The sequence below is a fragment of the Dactylosporangium darangshiense genome (genome assembly GCF_039537565.1).
GTDB lineage: Bacteria > Actinomycetota > Actinomycetes > Mycobacteriales > Micromonosporaceae > Dactylosporangium > Dactylosporangium darangshiense.
Genome location: NZ_BAABAT010000018.1, coordinates 178,428 through 198,634, shown reverse-complemented (window position 1 = coordinate 198,634; position 20,207 = coordinate 178,428). Strand labels below are relative to the sequence as shown.

17 protein-coding genes are annotated in these 20,207 nt (G+C 70.2%); 12 read left to right on the top strand and 5 right to left on the bottom strand.

The window, feature by feature from the left end:
• Window positions 1–31: 31 nt before the first annotated feature.
• The 7 genes from ABD901_RS29895 to ABD901_RS29865 are packed head-to-tail and all read left to right on the top strand — an operon-like array spanning window position 32 to window position 6,383.
• A complete protein-coding gene (locus tag ABD901_RS29895) occupies window positions 32–1,000 on the top strand; it encodes an ABC transporter permease (protein WP_345131573.1) in 969 nt (322 codons plus the stop codon).
• The gene (locus ABD901_RS29890) at window positions 997–1,878 is read left to right on the top strand and encodes an ABC transporter permease (RefSeq protein ID WP_345131571.1); all 882 of its coding nucleotides are present in this window, start codon (window positions 997–999) and stop codon (window positions 1,876–1,878) included. The genes ABD901_RS29895 and ABD901_RS29890 overlap by 4 nt, the downstream gene beginning before the upstream one ends.
• Window positions 1,879–2,784, top strand: a complete 906-nt coding sequence (gene murQ, locus ABD901_RS29885) for an N-acetylmuramic acid 6-phosphate etherase (protein WP_345131569.1) — start codon at window positions 1,879–1,881, stop codon at window positions 2,782–2,784.
• An 11-nt stretch (window positions 2,785–2,795) separates the two neighbouring features.
• Window positions 2,796–3,956: an anhydro-N-acetylmuramic acid kinase gene (locus ABD901_RS29880; protein ID WP_345131567.1), complete on the top strand. Its 1,161-nt coding sequence runs from the start codon at window positions 2,796–2,798 to the stop codon at window positions 3,954–3,956.
• Entirely contained in the window at window positions 3,953–4,927 is a 975-nt protein-coding gene (locus ABD901_RS29875; protein ID WP_345131562.1) for an ABC transporter ATP-binding protein, read from the top strand. Before ABD901_RS29880 ends, ABD901_RS29875 begins: the two co-directional genes overlap by 4 nt.
• A complete protein-coding gene (locus ABD901_RS29870) occupies window positions 4,924–5,892 on the top strand; it encodes an ABC transporter ATP-binding protein (protein WP_345131560.1) in 969 nt (322 codons plus the stop codon). The genes ABD901_RS29875 and ABD901_RS29870 overlap by 4 nt, the downstream gene beginning before the upstream one ends.
• A complete protein-coding gene (locus ABD901_RS29865; RefSeq protein WP_345131558.1) occupies window positions 5,889–6,383 on the top strand; it encodes a GNAT family N-acetyltransferase in 495 nt (164 codons plus the stop codon). The genes ABD901_RS29870 and ABD901_RS29865 overlap by 4 nt, the downstream gene beginning before the upstream one ends.
• A 47-nt stretch (window positions 6,384–6,430) precedes the next feature.
• Here the strand turns inward: ABD901_RS29865 and ABD901_RS29860 are convergent, their stop codons facing one another.
• The 4 genes from ABD901_RS29860 to ABD901_RS29845 all read right to left on the bottom strand — a co-directional run bounded on the left by ABD901_RS29860 (window position 6,431) and on the right by ABD901_RS29845 (window position 13,277).
• Window positions 6,431–10,036 (bottom strand): PxKF domain-containing protein, encoded by a 3,606-nt coding sequence (locus ABD901_RS29860; RefSeq protein WP_345131556.1) that lies wholly within the window; start codon window positions 10,034–10,036, stop codon window positions 6,431–6,433.
• A 44-nt stretch (window positions 10,037–10,080) separates the two neighbouring features.
• Window positions 10,081–11,001 carry a carbohydrate ABC transporter permease gene (locus ABD901_RS29855; RefSeq protein WP_345131554.1) on the bottom strand — a complete coding sequence of 307 codons (921 nt, stop codon included), beginning with the start codon at window positions 10,999–11,001 and terminating at the stop codon, window positions 10,081–10,083.
• Entirely contained in the window at window positions 10,998–11,897 is a 900-nt protein-coding gene (locus tag ABD901_RS29850; protein ID WP_345131552.1) for a carbohydrate ABC transporter permease, read from the bottom strand. The genes ABD901_RS29855 and ABD901_RS29850 overlap by 4 nt, the downstream gene beginning before the upstream one ends.
• An 81-nt stretch (window positions 11,898–11,978) precedes the next feature.
• The gene (locus ABD901_RS29845) at window positions 11,979–13,277 is read right to left on the bottom strand and encodes an extracellular solute-binding protein (RefSeq protein WP_345131548.1); all 1,299 of its coding nucleotides are present in this window, start codon (window positions 13,275–13,277) and stop codon (window positions 11,979–11,981) included.
• A 335-nt stretch (window positions 13,278–13,612) separates the two neighbouring features.
• Between ABD901_RS29845 and ABD901_RS29840 the strand changes: the two genes are divergently transcribed.
• The 3 genes from ABD901_RS29840 to ABD901_RS29830 all read left to right on the top strand — a co-directional run bounded on the left by ABD901_RS29840 (window position 13,613) and on the right by ABD901_RS29830 (window position 16,227).
• Window positions 13,613–14,356 (top strand): GntR family transcriptional regulator, encoded by a 744-nt coding sequence (locus tag ABD901_RS29840; protein WP_345131546.1) that lies wholly within the window; start codon window positions 13,613–13,615, stop codon window positions 14,354–14,356.
• An 82-nt stretch (window positions 14,357–14,438) separates the two neighbouring features.
• Window positions 14,439–15,170 carry an SDR family NAD(P)-dependent oxidoreductase gene (locus ABD901_RS29835; RefSeq protein ID WP_345131544.1) on the top strand — a complete coding sequence of 244 codons (732 nt, stop codon included), beginning with the start codon at window positions 14,439–14,441 and terminating at the stop codon, window positions 15,168–15,170.
• A 31-nt stretch (window positions 15,171–15,201) separates the two neighbouring features.
• Window positions 15,202–16,227, top strand: a complete 1,026-nt coding sequence (locus ABD901_RS29830; RefSeq protein ID WP_345131542.1) for a mannonate dehydratase — start codon at window positions 15,202–15,204, stop codon at window positions 16,225–16,227.
• 67 nt (window positions 16,228–16,294) lie between these two features.
• On the opposite strand, the gene ABD901_RS29825 is transcribed toward ABD901_RS29830, so the two are convergent.
• Window positions 16,295–18,325, bottom strand: coding sequence for a beta-galactosidase (locus tag ABD901_RS29825; protein WP_345131540.1), 2,031 nt, complete (start codon window positions 18,323–18,325; stop codon window positions 16,295–16,297).
• 241 nt (window positions 18,326–18,566) lie between these two features.
• On the opposite strand from ABD901_RS29825, the gene ABD901_RS29820 reads away from it, so the two are divergent.
• Together ABD901_RS29820 and ABD901_RS29815 are read left to right on the top strand one after the other, a co-directional pair.
• Window positions 18,567–19,346: an SDR family oxidoreductase gene (locus tag ABD901_RS29820; RefSeq protein WP_345131538.1), complete on the top strand. Its 780-nt coding sequence runs from the start codon at window positions 18,567–18,569 to the stop codon at window positions 19,344–19,346.
• Window positions 19,343–20,203, top strand: coding sequence for an SMP-30/gluconolactonase/LRE family protein (locus ABD901_RS29815; protein ID WP_345131536.1), 861 nt, complete (start codon window positions 19,343–19,345; stop codon window positions 20,201–20,203). The genes ABD901_RS29820 and ABD901_RS29815 overlap by 4 nt, the downstream gene beginning before the upstream one ends.
• The last annotated feature ends 4 nt before the right edge of the window (window positions 20,204–20,207 follow it).

The following is a 20,207-nucleotide window of genomic DNA, read 5'->3' as shown; positions in this document are numbered from 1 at the left end:
GAGACCACGCGGGAGACGAAGGAGAAGCGTGGTGCGGACCATCGCACGCCACCCGCTGGCGCGCCGCCTGGTGGAGACGGTACTCACCCTCTTCGGGGTGGCGGTACTCGTCTTCGTCACGCTGCGGGCCATACCGGGCGACCAGATCACAGCGACCCTCGGTACCGAGGCGGCGGCGCTGACCCCCGAGCAGCAGGCCTCGCTGCGCGCCTACTACGGGCTGGACAAGCCGTTGGTGGTGCAGTTCTTCAGCTGGCTGGGCAACCTGTTCACCGGCAACCTCGGGTACTCGCGGCGGGCCGGTGACTCGGTGCTGGCGATGACCGGCAGCGCGTTGCCGGTGACGATCGAGCTCGCGGTCCTCGCCACGATCATCGGACTCGTGATCGGCGTGCCGCTGGCGCTGCTGTCCGCGTCCCGCCCCAACGCGGTACGCGACGGATTCGGCCAGCTCGTCGGCCTGTTGGCGCTGTCGGTACCCAACTTCCTCATCGGCGCGACCCTGCTGACCCTGGTCTCCAAGTACGCGCACTACAACCCGAACGCCCAAGGCTTCGCGCACCTCTTCGAGGATCCCGGCCTCAACCTGCAGCAGATGCTGTTCCCCGCGCTGGTGCTCGGTTTCGGGCTGGCCGCACCGATCATGCGCACGGCCCGGTCGGCCCTGCTGGAGGTGCAGACCCAGGACTTCGTGCGCACCGCCCGCGGCAAGGGCGTCGCACCATTGCGGCTGCGGGTACGGCACGTGCTGCACAACGCGTTGAACCCGATCGTGACCATGACCGGTATCCAGTTCGGATACCTGCTCGGAGGCGCGGTCGTGGTCGAGCAGATCTTCTCGGTACCCGGCATCGGCCGCCAGGTGCTGGTAGGCATGCAGCAGAAGGAGTACGCCGTGGTGCAGAGCACCGTGCTCGTCATCGCCGCCACGTTCGTGCTGGTCAACCTGCTCACCGACCTGCTGTACCGGGTCCTCGACCCGAGGGTGCGTGCGTCGTGACCGCCACCGTCGCCGCCGTCGTCGCACCGCCGGCCGAGGGACGCACCGCAGCCTGGCGCCGGTTGCTGCACAGCCCGACCGGCGTGATCGGGACCGTCCTCGTCGTGCTCATCCTGATCGCCGCCGCCTGCGGACTGCTCGGCCTCACGCCGTACGATCCGATCGCCCAGCATCCGTTGGACCGGCTCCAGGGGCCCTCGAGCGGTTACTGGTTCGGCACCGACCAGTTCGGCCGGGACATCTTCTCCCGCTGCCTGGCCGGGGTGGGCAACTCGCTTCGCGTGGCGCTCGTCGCGGTCGCCCTCTCCGCGCTCGTCGGCACCGCCGCGGGCGTCTGCGCCGGTTTCTTCGGCGAGCGGGTGCGCGGACCGGTGCTCGCCGTCACCAACGTGCTGTTCGCCTTCCCGCCGCTGCTGCTCGCCCTGACCCTGGCCACCACCTTCACCCGCAACTGGTTCACCATCGCCGTTGCCATCGCGATCGTGTATGTGCCGATCTTCGTCCGGGTGACGCGCGGACCGGTGCTGTCGCTGCGGGAGACCGACTTCATCAAGGCCGCCCGGGTGCTGGGCATGCCCACCGGTCGCATCCTGCTGCGGCACCTGTTGCCCAACATCTCCGCCATCGTCACCGTGCAGGTCACACTGTCGCTGTCGTGGGCGGTGCTGACCGAGGCGTCACTGAGCTTCCTCGGTCTGGGCAGTCCACCACCCACCCCGTCGCTGGGCTCGATGGTCTTCGACGCCAAGGTGCTCGCCGGCACCGCGTGGTGGACGCTCGCCGCGCCCGGCGCGGTGATCGTCATCTTCGTGGTCGGGCTCAACCTGCTCGGCGACGGCCTGCGCGACGCGTTCGACCCGAGAAACGGAAACCGTTAGATGACCGAGGCTTTCGACCAGTTGCTCACCGAACAGGTCGACAACAGGTACGCCGCCATCGACACCGCCTCGGTGGCCGAGCTGGCCGGACTGATGAACAACGCGGACGACACCGTGCCCGGTGCGGTACGCGCGGCGCTGCCGCAGATCGTGCCGGCCATCGAGGGCGTGATCGCCCGGCTGGCCGGCGGCGGCCGGCTGCTCTACGTGGGCGCGGGCAGCGCCGGCCGAATCGGGGTGCTCGACGCCGCCGAGTGCCCGCCGACCTTCAACACCCCACCCGGGCTCGTGCAGGCGGTGCTCGCCGGCGGCGACGGGGCGCTGCACTCGGCCGTCGAGGGCGCCGAGGACGACACCGAAGCGGGTGCGGCCTTCGTCGTCGAGCATGGCGTCACGGGGGTCGACGCGGTGATCGGCATCGCGGCGAGCGGGCGCACGCCTTTTGTGCTCGCGGCGGTGCGCGCGGCCCGGCAGCGGGGCGCGTTGACGGTGGGCCTGTCCTGCAACCAGGACGCCGCGTTGTCGGCCGAGTCGGAGTTTCCGATCGAGGTACTCGTCGGGCCCGAGCTGGTGGCGGGCTCCACCCGTTTGAAGGCCGGCACCGCGCAGAAGCTGGTGCTCAACATGATCAGCACCATTGCCATGGTCCGGCTGGGCAAGACCTACGGCAACCTGATGGTCGACCTGCGGGTGACGAACGCGAAGCTGCGTGACCGGGCGGTAGGCATGATCGAGCGGATCACCGGCGCTTCCCGGGCCGCCGCCGAAGCGGCGCTGGACGCGGCCGACCTCGACGTGAAGACCGCCATTGTGATAATCGATCGGCAGTCCACAGTGGATGATGCCGTCCGGAGGCTGGCCGCGCACGACGGCCGGCTGCGCGAGGTTCTGGAGGCGTCGGCATGAAGGTGTTGGGCATGATCTCCGGAACCTCGCACGACGGCATCGACGTCGCCGTGGTCGACTTCGCCGCTCACGACGGCGTGCTGCACGGGACAGTCCTGCATGCCGCGAGCACCCCGTACCCCGATGAGCTGCGGGACCGGCTCATGAGCGCGCTGCCGCCGGAGTCCCTCACGCTCGCCGAGGCGTGCGCGCTGGACACGCTGATCGGCGAGGCGTTCGCACGCGCCGCGGCCGACGCGATCGACAGGGCCGGCGGAGCGGACCTGATCTGCTCGCACGGGCAGACTGTGTACCACTGGACCGAGGGCCGCCGGGTACTGGGCACGCTGCAGTTCGGTCAGCCGGCGTGGATCGCCGAGCGCACCGGCGTGCCGGTCGTCGCCGACGTGCGCATCCGCGACATCGCCGCGGGCGGGCAGGGAGCGCCGCTCGTGGCGCTGATGGACACCATGCTCCTGGCGGACCTGCCCGGCCGGCCGGCGGCGCTGAACCTGGGTGGTATCGCGAACATGACCGTGCTGCGGCCGGCCGCGGGTGCCCCGATCGCCTACGACACCGGCCCCGCGAACGCGCTGATCGACGCGGCCGCGATCCGGGCGACCGGCGGCCGGCTGCGCTTCGACATGGACGGCGCCCTGGCCGCCGCCGGCACCGTGCACCCCGCGCTGCTGGGCCGCCTGCTCGCCGAGCCGTACTACGCGCTGGCCGCCCCGAAGACCACCGGCAAGGAACTGTTCCACGCCGAGTACCTGGACAAGATGCTCGGCGACCACCCGGGAATATCCGATGTGGACGTCGCTGCGACGGTGACCGCACTGACCGCGGAGACGGTGGCCGCCGAGGTACGCCGGTACGGTGTCGACACGCTGGTGGCATCCGGCGGAGGCTGCGCCAACCCGACGCTCATGGCGATGCTGGCCGAGCGGCTTGTCGGTGTGCGGCTGACCACGAGCGCCGAGTTCGGTGCGCCGACCGAGACCAAGGAGGCGATCGCGTTCGCCCTGATCGGCTGGCAGACCGCACACGGCCTGCCCGGCAACGCCCCCTCCTGCACCGGCGCGGAGGGCGGGCGCATCCTCGGTGCGATCGTGCCCGGCGCCGGCCCGCTGCGCCTGCCGCAACCGCTGGCCGCGCCACCGGCCGCGCTGCGCCTGTCCGGAGCCCGGCAATGACCGACCTGCTCGAGCTGGACGGCCTGCGGGTATCAGCCGGCTCGCGCGAGATCGTGCACGGCGTCGACCTCTCCATACCTGCCGGCCAGACGATAGCTGTCGTGGGGGAGAGCGGCTCGGGCAAGTCGCTGAGCATGTTGGCGGTGATGGGTCTGCTGTCCCCGCCGCTGCGGGTCACGGGCGGCACGGTCCGGCTGGCCGGACGCGAACTGACCGGGCTGCCCGAACGGGGCATGCGTGCCATCCGGGGCAGCGAGGTCGCGATGGTCTACCAGGATCCGATGACGTCGCTCAACCCACTGATGCGCGTCGGCGACCAGGTGGTCGAGGCGATGACCGCGCACGGGGTAGCCAAGGCGGAGGCTACCCGGCGGATGCTGGAACTGCTCGCCCGGGTCGGGATTCCCGACCCGAAGCGCACCGCCCGGGCCTACCCGCACGAGTTCTCCGGCGGCATGCGCCAGCGCGTGATGATCGCCTGCGCCCTCGCCATGCGCCCCCGGCTGCTCATCGCGGACGAGCCGACGACCGCGCTCGACGTGACCATCCAGCAGCAGATTCTCGCGCTGGTCGACGAGTTGCGCCGCGAGCTGGGGATGACGACCATCTGGGTGACCCACGACCTGGGTGTGGTGGCCCGGCTGGTGGACCGGGTGGCGGTCATGTACGCCGGGCACGTGGTCGAAGACGCGCCGGTACGGCAGGTGTTCGCCGCGCCGCAACATCCGTACACGGCGCGCCTGCTCGCGGCGCTGCCGGACCCGACCGACGACACCAGGCCACCGCTGGCCCAGATCCCGCGACGGCCGCCCGCCCCGGGCGAGATCGCCGGCTGCCCGTTCCGGCCACGGTGCGCGCAGGCCCGCGACATCTGCGCCACCCGCCCACCGCTCGAGCCGCGAACCGTCTCCGGTGCGGACACTGCGAGCCGGGTCGCATGCTGGGTGCCGCCGGCCGAGTGGAGGTCATGATGCTGCGCGCGACCAACCTGACCAAGCAGTACCCGGTACGCGGCGGGGACGGCGTGGTCCACGCTCTCAACGACGTCTCGTTGGAGCTGGGTGACGGGGAGACGCTCGGCATCGTCGGCGAGTCCGGCTGCGGCAAGTCCACCCTGGCAAAGCTGCTGGTCCGGCTGGAGGATCCCACCTCGGGCCGCGTGGAGCTCGACGGCGTCGACCTCACCGGGCTGCGCGGCCGGGCACTGCGCGCGCAGCGGCGGCGCATCCAGATGCTGTTCCAGGACCCGTACTCGTCGCTCAACCCTCGCCAGCGAGTCGGCAGTACCCTCCGCGAGGTGCTCGCCGTACACCGGCTGGGCGGCGACGCGCGCGGCCGCGAGCGCCGGGTCGCCGAGCTGCTGGAGCTGGTCGGGTTGGGCGCGCAGCTCGCCGACCGGTACCCGCACGAGTTGTCCGGCGGTCAGCGCCAGCGCGTCGGCATCGCCCGAGCGCTTGCCGTGGAACCGTCGGTACTCCTGCTGGACGAGCCGGTCTCCGCGCTGGACGTGTCGGTCCGCGCCGAGATCATGAACCTGCTCGTCAACCTGCGCGACGAGCTGGGGCTCAGCTACGTGTTCATCAGCCACGACGTGGCGATGGTGCGCCACATCAGCGACCGGGTCGCGGTGATGTACCTGGGGCGGGTCGTGGAACTCGGCGACTGGAAGCCGGTGCTCGACTCGCCGGAGCACCCGTATACATCGGCGTTGTGCGCCGCCGTGCCGGTACCCAACCCGGAGCTGGCCCAGCCGATCCAGGCCACCGTGATCGGCGAGGTGCCCGACCCGGCCAACCCGCCCGCGGGGTGCCCGTTCCATCCGCGTTGCCCGCGCGCCGAGGACGTCTGCCGGCAGACCGATCCGCCCCTGCTCGAGCTGCGCCCGAGGCACGCGGTCGCGTGCCACGTGGCCGCTCGCACCGCGGTGTCGCAGTGACGGCCGCGAGCCTGCGCCCGGCCGGCACGGGTGACCTCGACGCGGTGACGCGCGTCTTCCTCGCGTGCTGGCACAACTCGTACGCGGGGCTGCTGCCGCCCGACGTTCGCGACCTGTACACGCTGGACACCGCACGGGAGCTGTGGCGCCGGGTGGCGCTCGATCACCTGCTCGTGGCCGAGGCGGCCGGGCGCGGTGTGCTGGGCATGGTCCGGTTCGGCACCGACCCGGACGACCCGGGATGCGGGCATGTGTACAGCCTCTACGTCGACCCGGACAGCCAGGGCCTCGGTCTGGGCCGGACATTGCTGACCGCGGCAGGCGAGGCCCTGGTCGCGCGCGGGTATGCGCAGGCGACCCTGTGGGTGTTCGCCGACAACACAGCCGCCATGGCGTTCTACGCGCGGCTGGGCTGGCAGCCGGACGGTGCCACCCGCACCGAGGCGGCGTACCGGCTCCCGGAGATCCGGCTGAGGCGACGACTACCGTGAAGGGAGGGGCTGCGGGAAGCAGCCCCTCGCCGTGTATCAGTGCGGTGTCACCGGAGCTTGAACAGGGCGGTGGTGCTCGACCCGTCCTGAGATCTGGCGGTCACCGTGTAGCAGACGCCGGGGGTGGCCGGGGTCTTCCAGTTGTACTGGAACTGGCCGTCGGCGTACTTCAGCGTCGTGTCACCGGTGGCGAGCGTCTCGATCTCGGCCGTCGGCGCGCCGTCGTCGCAGGTGACCTGCTGGGCGCTCATCGTGACCACGGCCGGGTCGGTCAGCTCGGTGGTGCCGGAGTACACCTGGAACTTCATCGGTACCGTGCTGCCGCCCTTGACCGTGTTGACCACGCCGCCCATGTCGACCGGGCGGTAGAAGCCCTTCACCTTCCACGGCAGAACCGTGTACGTCTGCTGGGCGGTGGCCACGTTGCCCGCGGCGTCGGTCGCCGTTGCGGACAGCGTGTGCGGGCCGACGGCGGTGCCGTAGCCGGACACGGCGCAGCCCGCCGGGCCGGAGGTGAGGTCGGTCGCGGTGCACGCCGGGGCGGGCGGGACCGAGCCGAAGTACACCTCGCCGATGGTGGCGGAGAACGTCACCGCCGGCGCGACCATGTCGACCTTGACCGTGGCCGACGTCGTCGCCTCGACGTTGCCGGCCCTGTCGGTCGAGCTGAACTCGACCCGATGGGTCCCCTGGAGGTCGACCGTGACCGGAGAGCCCGGGTAGGGCGTCCAGTCGCCGCCGTCGATCCGGTACTGCGTGCCGGCCACGGCGAAGTCGTCCCTGGCGTCGAGCGTGAAGGACGGGGCCGTCGTGTACCAGCCGTCCTTGCCGTTCGGCTGCTCTGGCGACCAGGTCAGGGTGGTCGTCGGGGGCACCTCGTCCTTCACGACCGGGGTCACCGTCCACCGGTCGAAGTCGTAGACGACTCCTTCGCCGCCTACCGACGCGGTGAAGTTGGCGCCCAGCTTGTCCTGCTGCAGCCACGGGGTGTCGAACAGCTTGAACGAGTCGTAGTTGATCGGGGTGCCGTTGACCAGGTGCGTGGCGCCCGGGGCCTGGGCCGGGCTGTCGTAGGTGATGTCGAGCGTGTCGCCGTGGATGCTGTGGTACACCAGGCGCGGATTTTCGTCGCCGACGTGGCTGGTGTCCAGGCTCGTCCTGGTGGTGACGGCGGTCGCGAACGCGTCGAGGTCGGCGTACTCGGACTTGTCCGCGGTGTCCAGCACCCAGCCGTTGCGGTCGGCCTGGCTGCGCAGGATGTTGTAGCTGTAGGTGAGGCTCGCGGTCGGGTGGTTCTGCGCCGTCGTCTTCACCTTGTTCGACGGGTCGCTCGGCGTCTGGTGGTACCACGTCCCGGGCTGCGCCATCCTGAAGGCGAAGTAGGACGTTCCGGTGTTGACGATCGACCATCCGTCGACGTCCCGACGCTCGACGATCGAGCCGGTGTCGGGGAACATCGCGTTGAGGTAGTTCTCGGTCGGGTCCCCCGCCGACTTGAAGACGCCCACGGCCGCGGGACCGTCCTGCATCACCCGGTGCTGGGCCGGATCGTCGTAGGTCCCGATCGGGGCGTTGCCCACGTCGACCGACACGCGGAACACCGATTGCGGGGCGCCGGACTGCCAGCGCAGCACCATCGGCATGTCTTCGAGCCAGTTGTCGACCCTGCGGTACTGGACCTCGGTGCCCAGCCCCCAGGTGGGGCGGACGTAGGTCGTCCGGTAGATGTCCATGGCGCGACCGCTCGAGTTCTGCAGGTTCGCCTTGTACGAGGTGTAGGACTTGTCGGTCTTCTGGCCGAGCTGCACGGCGAGCGGCGGCGGCGTGTACTTCGTCCCCGACCAGGCCACCAGGCCGGTGTACTCCAGGTCCGGGCGGTAGGCCGACGGCGCCAGGTTGTCCGACTCACCGACGCCCTGCTGCGCCCGGTCGGCACCGAAGTACGTCCAGGCGAGGATCGCATGGTTGGCGCCGCGCCAGGTCGGATCGTCGGCGAGGGTTGAGTCTCCCTTGGCCCGGCTCTCCGTGGAGACCCGGTAGCCGTCGATCCAGTCGTTGGCCCACTCGAACCACATGACGTCCATGGCCATCTTGGCCTTCTGCACCAGCTCGGGGTCGTCGGCCCACTGGTAGATGGCATTGAGCCCGAAGTACGTCATGAAGGTGTACTCGCTGCTCTCGTACTCCGCCCAGCCACGGTGCACCCCGGCGTCGATCATCGCGAGGATGGCGGCCTTGTTGATGGACCTCAGCTGGTTGCCGGAGTTGCCCTTGAGGTCGGACACGTCGGGGAGGTACTGGCCGACGAGGTACCCGGTGACGTAGTTGCTCATCCGCAGGTTCTCGGTCTGCGCGAGCGGCCCGTAGGCGTACTGGGCGAAGTAGCTCCGTACGTGGGTGAGCATGGCCGGGCTGTACTGGTCGCCGACCATGAGATACCCGTACATCTTCGACAGGGTCTTGTACTGCTCGGCGTCGTAGAGCTGGTACAGCCTGTCAAGCTTGCCGAGGTTCGTGGCCACGTTCTCGTGGTCCCCGAGCTGCGCCACATACGACGCGGTGTTGATCGCTCCTTCCTCCTCCAGCATCGCCTTCGTCTTGTCCCACAGCCACTGCGACCGGCTCTGCTCGTCACCGGGGAACGGCGCTGGTGCGGTGGGTACGTGCGGGCTGGTGGTCATGGCCAGCGGGGAGCTGGGCGCGCTGACATTTCCGCTGGCGTCCTTGGCCCGCACCGTGAACTGATAGGTCGTGGACGGCACGAGGTTGCCGGCGACGGCCAGCGTGGTGCCTCCCGTGGTGGACGTGACCAGATAGCCGTCACGGTAGACGTCGTATCCCGTCACGCCGAAGTTGTCGGTGGATGGCGTCCACGTCAAGGAGGCGCTGGTCTCGGACACCTGCCCCTTGGTCAACCCGGTCGGTGCGGTCGGCGGCTGATTGTCGATGACCGGATCGGGCAGTTCGACGACCGAGGGGTTGTCCACCACGATCGCCTCGTCGGTGCCGGTGGTGTTGACCCGGACCTGCCAGCCGAGCTCGACCGTGGTGACGAGACGCTGCCCCCCGTTGGGCACGACGGTGAACTTGTACTGCGGGATGTCGGCGTCGCTGACCCGGGACAGGGCACCGGAGGTGTTCTTGTACGCCGCGGTGGTGGTGAGGGTCAGCTGCGGCGGTACCGGGAACCGGGGCACCAGTTTGTTGTCGTAGTTGCCGAACGCGATCTGCGCGAAGATGTCCTTCGCGACGGGCTGGTCGCTTGCCGCACTGCGCTTGAGGTCGAACGACAGGCTGAACTGCCTGGCGGGGCTGCCGACGGGCTGCTTGTACACGGCGTTGACGGCCTCGATGAGGGCGCCGGTGGAGAAGCGGCGGTAGAAGTAGCTGGGGTTCGCCGCCGCCAGGGCTGAGTCCCGCAGCTCGAGGGCGCTGTTGCCGGCGACGCTGACGATCTGCTGCGCGGCTCCGCTGGTCGCGCTGGCGATCGACAGCGGGCTGGTCGGGCCGTTGAACTCGGTGTCCATGTCGGCCGCGAGGAGGTTGGCGGGCAGGGGGTCTGTTGCGGGTGATGCGAACGCGACGCAGGTCGGTGCCGCGAGTACGAGCGCGGCGGCACACAGGGACGACACCATCCCTCTCAGGATGTTCATGGTTCATCCTTCTCTTTGGGGTGTGCGCGTGTGCGGGGGGTGTGCTACTTGACCGCCCCCGTTGCCAGTCCCTTACTCCAGAACGACTGCAGCGACAGGAACATGGCGACAACCGGAATCACCGAGACGAGCGCGCCGGTGACGACGGTGGTGTAGCTGATCGGATAGCCCTGCAGTTCGCGCCAGCTGACGAGCCCCACCGTCACCGGTTGGAGCGAGGTGTCGGCCAGCATGAGCGAGGGCAGCAGGAAGTTGGTCCAGATCGCGACGAACTGGAACAGGAAGATGGTGACCATTGCCGGTGCCATCAGCCGCACGCCGATCGTGAAGATGCGAAACTCGCCGGCGCCGTCGAGGCGGCCGGCCTCGATCAGCTGGTCGGGTACCGACGATGCGGCGTAGATCCGGCTGAGGTACACGCCGAAGGGACTGACGATGCTGGGGATGAAGACGGCCCAGAAGGTGTTGACGGTTCCGGTGTAGCTGAATACGAGATAGAGCGGGATGGCGAGGACGGGCGCGGGCAGCAGCACCGCGGCGAGCACGGTGCCGAAGACCGCCTCGCGCCCCGGGAACGAGAACTTGGCCAGCGCGTACCCGCACATGGACGCCAGGAGCGTGGAGACGATGCCACCACCGACGGCGTACAGCAAGGAGTTGAGCAGCCAGCGCGAGTAGATGCCGCCCTGGGCCCGAAACAGCGTCTGGACGTTGTCCACCAGCGCGAAGTGGTCGCCGAACCAGAAGCCGTTGCCGGAGAAGAGCTCGCCCTGGCCCTTGGTGGCCGAGACGACCAGCCACCACACGGGGACCAGGAAGTAGACGGCGAAGAGGGACATGACCAGCAGCACCAGCAGGCGCGTGGCGGGGTTGACCGTCGTGAGCGGACTCGTCCGGGGCCGTCGCCGCCTTGTTGCGGTGACCACGGGCTCGGTGGGTGCTGGGGTCTGCAGGGTGGTGGTCATGATTCGACGCTCCGGGCCGATGCGCGGAAGACGAGCACGGACAGCACGCAGATCACGGCGCCGAGCACCACGGACTGCGCGGCCGCGTAGTTGAAGTCGTTGGACGACAAGGACCGCAGTGCGGCCATGATCGGGGTGTAGGTGGACGGCAGGTTCGGTGCCACGGCCTTCATGGTCACCGGCTCGTTGTAGAGCTGGGCCGTGCCGATGATGGAGAAGACCAGCGTCAGCAGCAGGGCCGGCCGGATCAGCGGGACCTTGATCAGCAGCGCGGCCTTCCAGCCGGAGCAGCCGTCGAGCGCGGCGGCCTCCATCGTCTCCTCGGGGATGGCCTGTAGTGCGGAGAAGATCAGGATCGTGTTGTATCCGGTCCAGGCCCAGGTCAGGATATTTGCGATCGAGAACGGCAGGGCGCCGTCGGTGACGAAGCTGACGTGGATTCCCATCGAGGCGAACAGCCGGGTGACCGGGCTCAGCGTGGGGGCGTACAGGAACGACCACACCAGGGCGGCGATCACGCCGGGCAGCCCGTACGGCAGGAAGTAGGCGACCCGGAAGAACTTGCGCCCTGTGGACACCGACGAGTCGATGAGCAGGGCCAGGATGAGCGCGATGCCGAGCATCACGGGCACCTGGATGAGGCCGATGAAGGCCACTCGGCCCAGGGAGCCGAGGAACTCCCCGTCGTGGAACACCCGCGTGTAGTTGTCGAGGCCCGCGAAGACGGTCTCGGCGCCGCCCAGGCCGAGGCCCGAGCGTTTCACCGCGAAGAAGCTCTGCACTACGGAATACCCGGCGGGAATCAGGTACACCACGACGAAGAGGACCAGGAACGGCAGGACGAACGGCGCGGCTCGCCGCAGCTCGCGCGCGCGGCCGCGCCGTCGAATCGTCACGTGGGACACGGTCAGCCTATCTGTGAAGGACCGGAGGTGCGGGTCGCGGGGGACGCTCGGGGCGGCGCCCCCCGCGAGGCGCTACTTACTGACGGAGAACCCTTGCGCCTGTAGCGCGGAGAGCGTGGCCTTCTGCGTCCCGCTCAGGGCGTCCTGGTAGGTGCCGCCCTTGGTGGGCACCTTGCCGAGACCGTCGCCGAGCGATGCGGCCGTGGCGCTCATGACCGGGCCCCACTGCCAGTGGGCGTTCACCTTGGCGGACTCGTCCCGGAACAGCTGGTAGATGGGCTGGCCGCCGTAGTAGCTCTCCGGCTTGTCGAGCGCCGCGTTGGCAAGGCCGGACTTCGAGGCCGGAAGGATGGCCGCGGAGGCGATCAGGTTGGACACGGACTGGTCGTTGGTCGACATCCACAGGGCGAACTCGGTGGCCTGCTTCGGGTACTTGCAGCCCTTCATGACGGCCGTTGACGACCCGCCCGAGTTGCCGACGGCGTCGGTGGTGCCCCAGCGGGGCATGGGTGCGACGGCCCACTTGCCCGCCGAGTCGCCGGCGTTGTCGCGGATGAGCGAGGCCGACCAGACCGGACCGACCTCGGACCAGACCTCGCCCTTGTTCCACGCGGAGTAGAGCGCCGCGTCGAAGGCCGGGTAGGAGGTGACGAGACCCTGGGTGAAGAGCCCCTGCCAGTACTGGCCGACCTCGGCGTTGGCCGCGCTGTCGATGGAGACGGTCCACGAGTCGCCCTTGACCCCGAACCAGCTGGCGCCGTGCTGCCAGGCGAAACCGGAGTACAGGTAGGGGTCGGTGGGCAGGTTCATGATGCGGGCCTGCGGGTTGGCGGCCTTCACCGCAGCGGCGGCGGTGGCGAACTCCGCCCAGGTCTTCGGGATCGCGATGTTCGCGTTCTTGAACAGGTCGGCCCGGTAGAACATGGCCATCGGCGCGGTGTCGACGGGCACGCCGTACGCGGCGCCGCCGACGCCGACGTTGTTCCACACCCAGTCGGGGAACTCGGCCCGCTGCGCTTTGACGTACTGGCTGACATCCTGTAGTACGCCGGCGGCGAGGAAGGTCGAGAACGTCTCGTAGCCGACCTGGGCCAGGCACGGGGCCGTGCCCGCCTTCGCGGCCGTGAGCATCTTGTCGTAGCCGGTCTGCCCGCCGCTGGGCAGGGCCTCGTACTTCACGTGGATGTCGGGGTGGGACTCGTTCCACAGCGCGACGGACTTGTCGTAGCCGGCGGCCCAGCCCCAGAAGGTGACGTCCACCGGTCCGCCGGCCTGCGTCCCGGCGTCGCCGCCGCCGCCGCATCCAGCCAGGGCAATGCCGGCCGCGGCGGCGACCGCGGCCGCGATGAGTCTCGCCGTTCGCTTCACCATGTGTCTCTCGATTCCTATGTGGTCCTGTGTGGACAGTGCGGACCGTCACGCCGGGCCGTCCAGGGTGTCCGAATGGGACGGCCCGCACGCGTGCACGGCTGATCGCGCCGGATGCGCGTGCTGCCTGAGGCACGGCTTCCCGCGAGGCGTGGGATCTGCTGAGGGTCCGGGCGGCGTTGCGGTGAACGTCCCCGGGTGTCAGGTGGTTTCGAGGATCGGAGCCGGCGCCGAACGGTTGTGCGGGCCGGCGGGCACGTGTTGTTTCCCATCTACGTCGATCACGTTAACGTCCGGATACTTGCATACAAGTACACTGGCATGCAACGATCAATTTCATGAGTCCCCGACCAGCGCTCGTCCCCGAACCGACACCCGCCCACGCCCCGACCGGCCCGGCGCTGTCGCCGGTAGTCCGTGAGCGTGCGTCGGCCCGGACCTCCGATCGCGTCTACGACGAGTTGGTTTCCGCGATCCGTGAGCTCCGGCTCGCCCCGGGCGCGTCGCTGTCCGAGACCGAGCTCGCCGAGCGGCTGCACGTCAGTCGCACGCCGGTGCGCGAGGCGATCGCCCGGCTGGCCGACGCGGGGCTCGTGCGCGTGGTACCGCAGGTCGGCACCCGGGTCGGGCTGATCAGCCTGCGCGAGGTGGAAGAGGCGCGATTCGTCCGCGAGAGCCTGGAGGTCTCGGCGTTCGAGGCCGCCTGCACGGGTCTCGCGCCGGACGTCAGCGGGCTGCGCGAACTGCTGGAGCGGCAGGAACGCTGCTACCGTGCCGAGGACTACAACGCCTTCTTCGTCGCCGATGAGGCGCTGCACGCCGGGATCTTCGCGCTCAGCGGCTATCCCGGTGCCTGGCAGGTCGTGCAGCGCACGAAGCTACAGCTTGACCGGCTCCGGCGGCTCACCCTGCCGGACAAGGCCGGCGTGCGGGTGCTGATCGATGAACACCGCTCCATTGTGGACGTCCTGGAGAAGGCCGACGTTACGGCCGGTCGGGCGCTGATCAGCCGGCACGCCAGGCGCGCCATGGAGCTTGCCCCGTCGCTGCGCGACAAGTATCCGGACTACTTCACCGACTGACCCCGACGCCGGCCGCCGGGCCGTGGCCGACGCGCCACGGCCCGGCGCTGTCGTGCGGCTTTGGAAGGAAAACCGGCATTTGATGAGATTCGATGGAAAGACCGTCCTGGTGACCGGCGCGGGCTCCGGGATCGGCCACGAGATGGCTCGCCGCTTCCTCGAGGAAGGGGCGACGGTGTATGCGGCGGACCTCGACCCCGCGGGCGTGCCGCACGGCACCGTCCCGCTCGCGGTCGACGTGACCGATCCCGACCCGGTCGCGGCTGCGGTCTCCCGGGCGGTGGCCGAGACCGGCGCGTTGCACGTCCTGTGCAACAACGCGGGGGCGTCCTCGACCACGGACCCGGTGTCGTGCACCGTCGAGGACTGGGATCGCACCTTCGCGGTCAACTGCCGCGGCGTGTTCCTCGGCACCAAGTTCGCGCTGCCGCACATGCTCGCCCAGCGGTACGGTGTCATCGTCAACACCGCGTCCGTGGCCGGCCTCGTCGGGTTGCCCGACCGCGCCGCCTACTGCGCGAGCAAGGGCGCGGTCATCGCCTTCACCCGCCAGGTCGCGGTGCAATACGCGGGGACGGGAGTCCGGTGCAACAGCATATGCCCCGGGACGGTCGACTCACCGTGGGTCGGGCGGCTGCTCGCGGCGGCCGGCGATCCGGCCCGCGCCCGCGACCAGCTCGTCGCCCGGCAGCCGATGGGCCGGCTCGGCACGCCGGGAGAAGTCGCGGCGGCCGCCCTCTACCTCGCCTCCGACGATGCCGCGTTCGTCACCGGCACCGAACTTGTCCTCGACGGCGGGCTCCTCGCCGGTTGACAACCGCTACCAACGAACGGATTCGGGCAGGATGACCATCCGCATCAGCCTCGGGCACATCGATAAGTATGATTCAGACATTGCGACGTTCGCCCACCAGCTCGGGCTGAGCAGCGTCCAGCTGCACACCCCCGATCTGCTGCCCGGCGTCGATGGCTACTGGGGTCTGCCCGAGTTGCGGGCAATGCGGGCGCGATGCGACGCCGACGGCCTGGCGATCGACGGCCTGGAGAATGTTCCGCTCGCCCACTTCTGGAAGATTCAGCGCGGGCTGCCCGGCCGGGACGAGCAGATCGAGAACTACCTGAAGACCATCCGCAACCTCGCCGCGGTCGGCATCGACCTGCTGGGCTACAACTTCCTCGGCACGTACGTCTGGCGCACCGACATGGCAGCACGGGGACGCGGCGGCGCCAAGGTCACCGCGTTCGACCTGGCCGACGCGCCCGCCGGCAACGCGCTCGCCGGGTACCGGCTCACCCCGGACCGGCCCGTCGGCGAGCCGATCACGGCCGAGCAGATGTGGGCCAATCACCAGTACTTTCTCGACGCGGTGCTGCCGGTGGCCGAGGAGGTCGGGGTCCGGCTGGCCCTGCACCCCGACGACCCTCCCGTCGACGAGCCGCTGGGCGGCATAGCCCGGATCTTCACGTCCCCGGCCGCCATCGGGCAGGCGCTCAAGCAGGCCGGCGGCAGCCCGTCGTGGGGGCTGAACCTGTGCCTCGGGACGATATCGGAAATGGACGGCGAGCGCAGCGTCAACGAGGTCATCGACCTGCTGGGACCGGCCATCCTCTATGTCCACTTCCGGGACGTCCGTGGTACCGTGCCCCGCTTCACCGAGTGCTTCCTCGGCGAGGGCAACCTCAACCCGGCGCGGGTGATACGTCGGCTGCACGACCGTGGATTCGACGGGTTCCTCATCGACGACCACGTCCCAGCGATGATCGGCGACGTGGACACCTGGGGCGACATATCGTCCGAGGCGTACTGCAGCCGGGGCCGGGCGCACGCGATCGGCTACCTGCAGGGCGTCCTGAACGGCCTCGCCCTCTGACGGGCCGGCCACCGGCCTGCCGCCGCCGGCGAAGACTCCGGCGGCGGCACGGCCGGTGGCCGACGGCTCAGGCGATCCTGACGACCCGCACCCCGCCCGCGGGCACCATGGTCTCTCCCTTGTGGACGGAACCGTCGAGCAGGTCGGTGCCGGACATCGCAGCGCTCGTCGCCGCGTCGCCGTGGTTGATCAGGAAGGCGTAGTCGTGCTCGGCCGACCGGCGGATCACGACCTCGAGGCCCGTGTCCGACGTTGTCATCGCCACCGCCGAGCGCTCGGCGATCGCCGCCACCAGGCGGGCCCGGGCGTCGGTGTCCAGTTCCACCCCCACGTACCAGGCCTCTCCGGCGCCCCGGGTGGCGCGGGTGACCGCCGGCGCGCCCGCAAAGTCGCCGCCGGCGTACCAGGCCTCGGCCACTGCGTCCGTGACGTCGATCTCCTCGTGCCAGTCCGAGACGACCGTCGCTCCGGTGACCCCGTCGACGGCCACGGACTCCGCCTCCGGCAACGGCGCGAACTCCTCCACCCGCACGCCCAGCAGCTCCCGGAACGCCCCGGGGTAACCGCCGGGCCGCACCCGGTCGAGCGGGTCGACGATGCCCGAGAAGTAGGTGAGCACCACGGTCGCGCCGGCGTGCGCGGCCTCCGCGATCGCGGCCCGGTCGCGGTCCGAGACCAGGTACAGCATGGGCGCGACGACCAGCCGGTACCCGGACAGGTCGGCCGACGGCGGCACGATGTCGACGGTGATGCCCGCGTCCCGGAGGCTGGTATACCAGCGCAGCGCGGAGTCCGTGTACGACAGGCCGTTGTGCGGATGCCCCTCCCGCTCGGCGGCCCACCACGACTCCTCCGAGAACAGCAGCGCGCAGTCCGCGACCACCCGGCTGCCGAGCACCTCGGCGCAGGACGCCAGCTGCGCGCCGAGCGCCGCGACCTCCCGGAACTTCCGGCTGTCGGACCCGGCGTGCGGGAGCATCGCGGAGTGGAACCGTTCGGCCCCGGCCAGGGCGGCGCGCCACTGGAAGAAGCAGATCCCGTCGGCTCCGCGCGCGACGTACGAGAACACGTCCCGCCGCAACTGCCCGGGGCGCTTCGCGGGATTGACCGGGCGCCAGCTCGTGGCCCCGACGGCCGTCTCCATGAGCAGCCACGGCCTGCCCGCCGACAGGCCCCGCGCCCGGTCGGCCGAGAACGACAGCTCGGCGTGGGCGTCGGGTGTCGACCTCAGGTAGTGGTCGCTCGCGACGAGGTCCAGGTCGCCGGTCCACGAGCTGTAGTCCATGTTCTTGCCCGCGTCGAACAGCACCAGGTTCGTCGTGACCGGCACGTCCGGGGTGACCCGCCGCAGCACGGCGATCTCCGCTCGCAGCTGCTCGCGCAGCTGGTCGGAGCTGAACCGGTCGAAGTCCAGCACCTGGGTCGGGTTCGAGTCGGTGAAGGTCAGCCGCGGCGGCTGGATCTCCTCCCACGCCGAGTAGGCCTGGCTCCAGGTGGCGGTGCTCCAGGCGGCGTTCAGCTCATCGAGCGAGTCCGCGTACCGGTTCCTGAGCCACGCCCGGAACGCCGCGGCGGTCGCGTCGCCGTAACACCGGGAGTTGTGCCCACCGAGCTCGTTGGAGACGTGCCACAGGGCAAGGGCCGGGTGCTTGCCGTAGCGCTCGGCCATCTTCTCCACCAGCGCGAGCGAGTGTTCGCGATAGACCGGCGACGACGGCGACCAGGCCTGGCGGCCGCCCTGCGCCATCACCCGGCCGTGCCGATCGACCGGCAGCACCTCGGGAAAGCGGGTGGTGAGCCAGGGCGGCGGCGACGCGGTGGCGGTGGCGAGATCGACCGCGATGCCGCCTGTATGCAGCAGTTCGAGCACCCGATCCAGCCAACCGAAGTTCCAGCGGCCGGGCGCCGGCTGCAGCACCGACCAGGAGAAGACCCCGACCGTGACAAGGTTGACACCGGCCTCGCGCATCAGACGCACGTCCTGCGGCCACACGCTTTCATCCCATTGCTCGGGGTTGTAGTCGCCTCCGAACGCAACAGGCTCGCCGCCGAACCGGGCCACGACGTTGGCGGGCCAACGGATCCACTGTGCCGTCACGGAATCCTCTCCTCAACCGGCCGGCGAGCTCGTTGACCGGCCACATGAAATGGACGTCCACGCGTGGACGTTGCCGTCAGCGCCACACACTACTAGCGGCCGGAGACAACGTTGCCTAGACTCTGATCCGCGCAGCCGATCAAGGCCCCTCGTGGCACGACAGCTGCGGCGATCGTTCCCAGCGCGGCTGACCTCCGCGCCGTGCGCTGTGGGGCCGCGGACGGCATCAAAGGAGTCCATTGTGGAGTTCGACGGCAAGGTCGCCATCGTCACGGGCGGACTGAGCGGCATCGGCCGCGCGGCCGCCCAGGTGCTTTCGGCGCGCGGCGCGACCGTCGTCGCCGCCGGCCTGCCACCGGCGGCCGGCGCTGAGCCCGAGCTTCCCGGCGTCGAGTACGCCGAGCTCTCCGTGACCGACGAGGCGGCCACGGCCCGGCTCATGGATCGCGTCGCCGCCACCCACGGCGGACTCGACATCGTGGTCGCGGCGGCCGGGATCCAGCGCTACGGCACGGCGGCGGACACCACGGCCGAGGAGTGGAACGAGGTGCTCGCCGTCAACGTGACCGGCGCGTTCCACGCGGTCAAGCGTGCGCTGCCGCACCTGCGCGCCCGCGGGGCGGGCTCGATCGTGCTCGTCTCCTCCGTGCAGTCATTCATCACCCAGAGCGCGGTCGCCGCGTACACCACCAGCAAGGGGGCGCTCAACGCGTTCGCCCGCTCGATCGCCGTCGACGAGGCGAAGAACGGGATCAGGGCCAACACGGTCTGCCCCGCGTCGGTGGACACGCCGATGCTGCGCTCGTCGGCGCGCATGTTCTCCGACGGCACCGACGCAGGCACCCAGGCCCTCGTCGAAGCCTGGGGGCGCAGCCACCCACTGGGCCGGGTGGCGCGGCCGGAAGAGGTCGCCGAGGCGATCGCCTTCCTCGCCGGCGACCGCGCCAGCTTCATCACCGGAGTCGCGCTGCCCGTCGACGGCGGACTGCTCGCCAACGCCGCGGTGGTGCTGCCCGAATGACGCAGGCGATGACGCCCGAGGTCGCGGTCGCCGGCCGGGCCCGGGTCGGCGAGGGACCGGTATGGGATGCGCGCAACGGCCGCCTGCATTGGGTCGACATCCCGGCCGGGCACATCCACACCAGCGACCCGATGACCGGACAGACCAGCACGCTGGCCCTTCCGACGCACGTCGGCGCGGCGGTGCCCCGCCGCGGCGGGGGCTTCGTCGCCGCGGTGGCCGAGGGCTTCGCCAGCGTCGAGGCCGGCATGACCGTCCGGTGCGCGGTCCTACCCGAGGGGGAGCGCATGAACGACGCGAAGTGCGACCGGCACGGGCGGCTCTGGGCCGGCAGCACCACGATGGATTTCCAGCCGGGCCGGGGCGCCCTGCACGTGCTCATGCCCGACTGGACGACCCGCGTGGTCCTGGAGGGACTGACGCTGCCCAACGGGCTCGACTGGAGTCCCGACGGGCGCACCTTCTACCTCGCCGACACCATGGCGGGCGAGATCTCGGCCTTCGACGCCGACCTGGAGCGCGCCACGATCGGCCGCCGGCGCACGTTCGCCCGGTTCCCCGATGACACGGGCATGCCGGACGGGCTCACCGTCGACGCCACCGGCTGTCTCTGGGTGGCGATGTGGGGCGGCGATCGGATGGTGCGCATCTCACCCGACGGGGACCTGCTCGGCGAGCTGCTCATGCCCGTGCACCAGCCCTCCTCGTGCACGTTCGGCGGCCCCGCCCTCGACGTTCTGTACATCACGTCGGCCCGCGAGGGGCTGGACCTGCCCGACGACGACCCCGCGGGATCGGTGTTCGCGGTCAACGGGTTGGGCGTGGCGGGAACGCCGGCCGCGGTGTTCGGCGGGTGAGCCG

What these genes read in the sequence shown, in the direction of transcription:
- murQ (WP_345131569.1), top strand. Translation starts at nt 1,879, where the DNA reads ATGACCGAGGCTTTCGACCAGTTGCTCACCGAACAGGTCGACAACAGG.
- ABD901_RS29880 (WP_345131567.1), top strand. Translation starts at nt 2,796, where the DNA reads ATGATCTCCGGAACCTCGCACGACGGCATCGACGTCGCCGTGGTCGAC.
- ABD901_RS29875 (WP_345131562.1), top strand. Translation starts at nt 3,953, where the DNA reads ATGACCGACCTGCTCGAGCTGGACGGCCTGCGGGTATCAGCCGGCTCG.
- ABD901_RS29870 (WP_345131560.1), top strand. Translation starts at nt 4,924, where the DNA reads ATGATGCTGCGCGCGACCAACCTGACCAAGCAGTACCCGGTACGCGGC.
- ABD901_RS29860 (WP_345131556.1), bottom strand. Translation starts at nt 10,036, where the DNA reads ATGAACATCCTGAGAGGGATGGTGTCGTCCCTGTGTGCCGCCGCGCTC.
- ABD901_RS29855 (WP_345131554.1), bottom strand. Translation starts at nt 11,001, where the DNA reads ATGACCACCACCCTGCAGACCCCAGCACCCACCGAGCCCGTGGTCACC.
- ABD901_RS29845 (WP_345131548.1), bottom strand. Translation starts at nt 13,277, where the DNA reads ATGGTGAAGCGAACGGCGAGACTCATCGCGGCCGCGGTCGCCGCCGCG.
- ABD901_RS29840 (WP_345131546.1), top strand. Translation starts at nt 13,613, where the DNA reads ATGAGTCCCCGACCAGCGCTCGTCCCCGAACCGACACCCGCCCACGCC.
- ABD901_RS29835 (WP_345131544.1), top strand. Translation starts at nt 14,439, where the DNA reads ATGAGATTCGATGGAAAGACCGTCCTGGTGACCGGCGCGGGCTCCGGG.
- ABD901_RS29830 (WP_345131542.1), top strand. Translation starts at nt 15,202, where the DNA reads ATGACCATCCGCATCAGCCTCGGGCACATCGATAAGTATGATTCAGAC.
- ABD901_RS29815 (WP_345131536.1), top strand. Translation starts at nt 19,343, where the DNA reads ATGACGCAGGCGATGACGCCCGAGGTCGCGGTCGCCGGCCGGGCCCGG.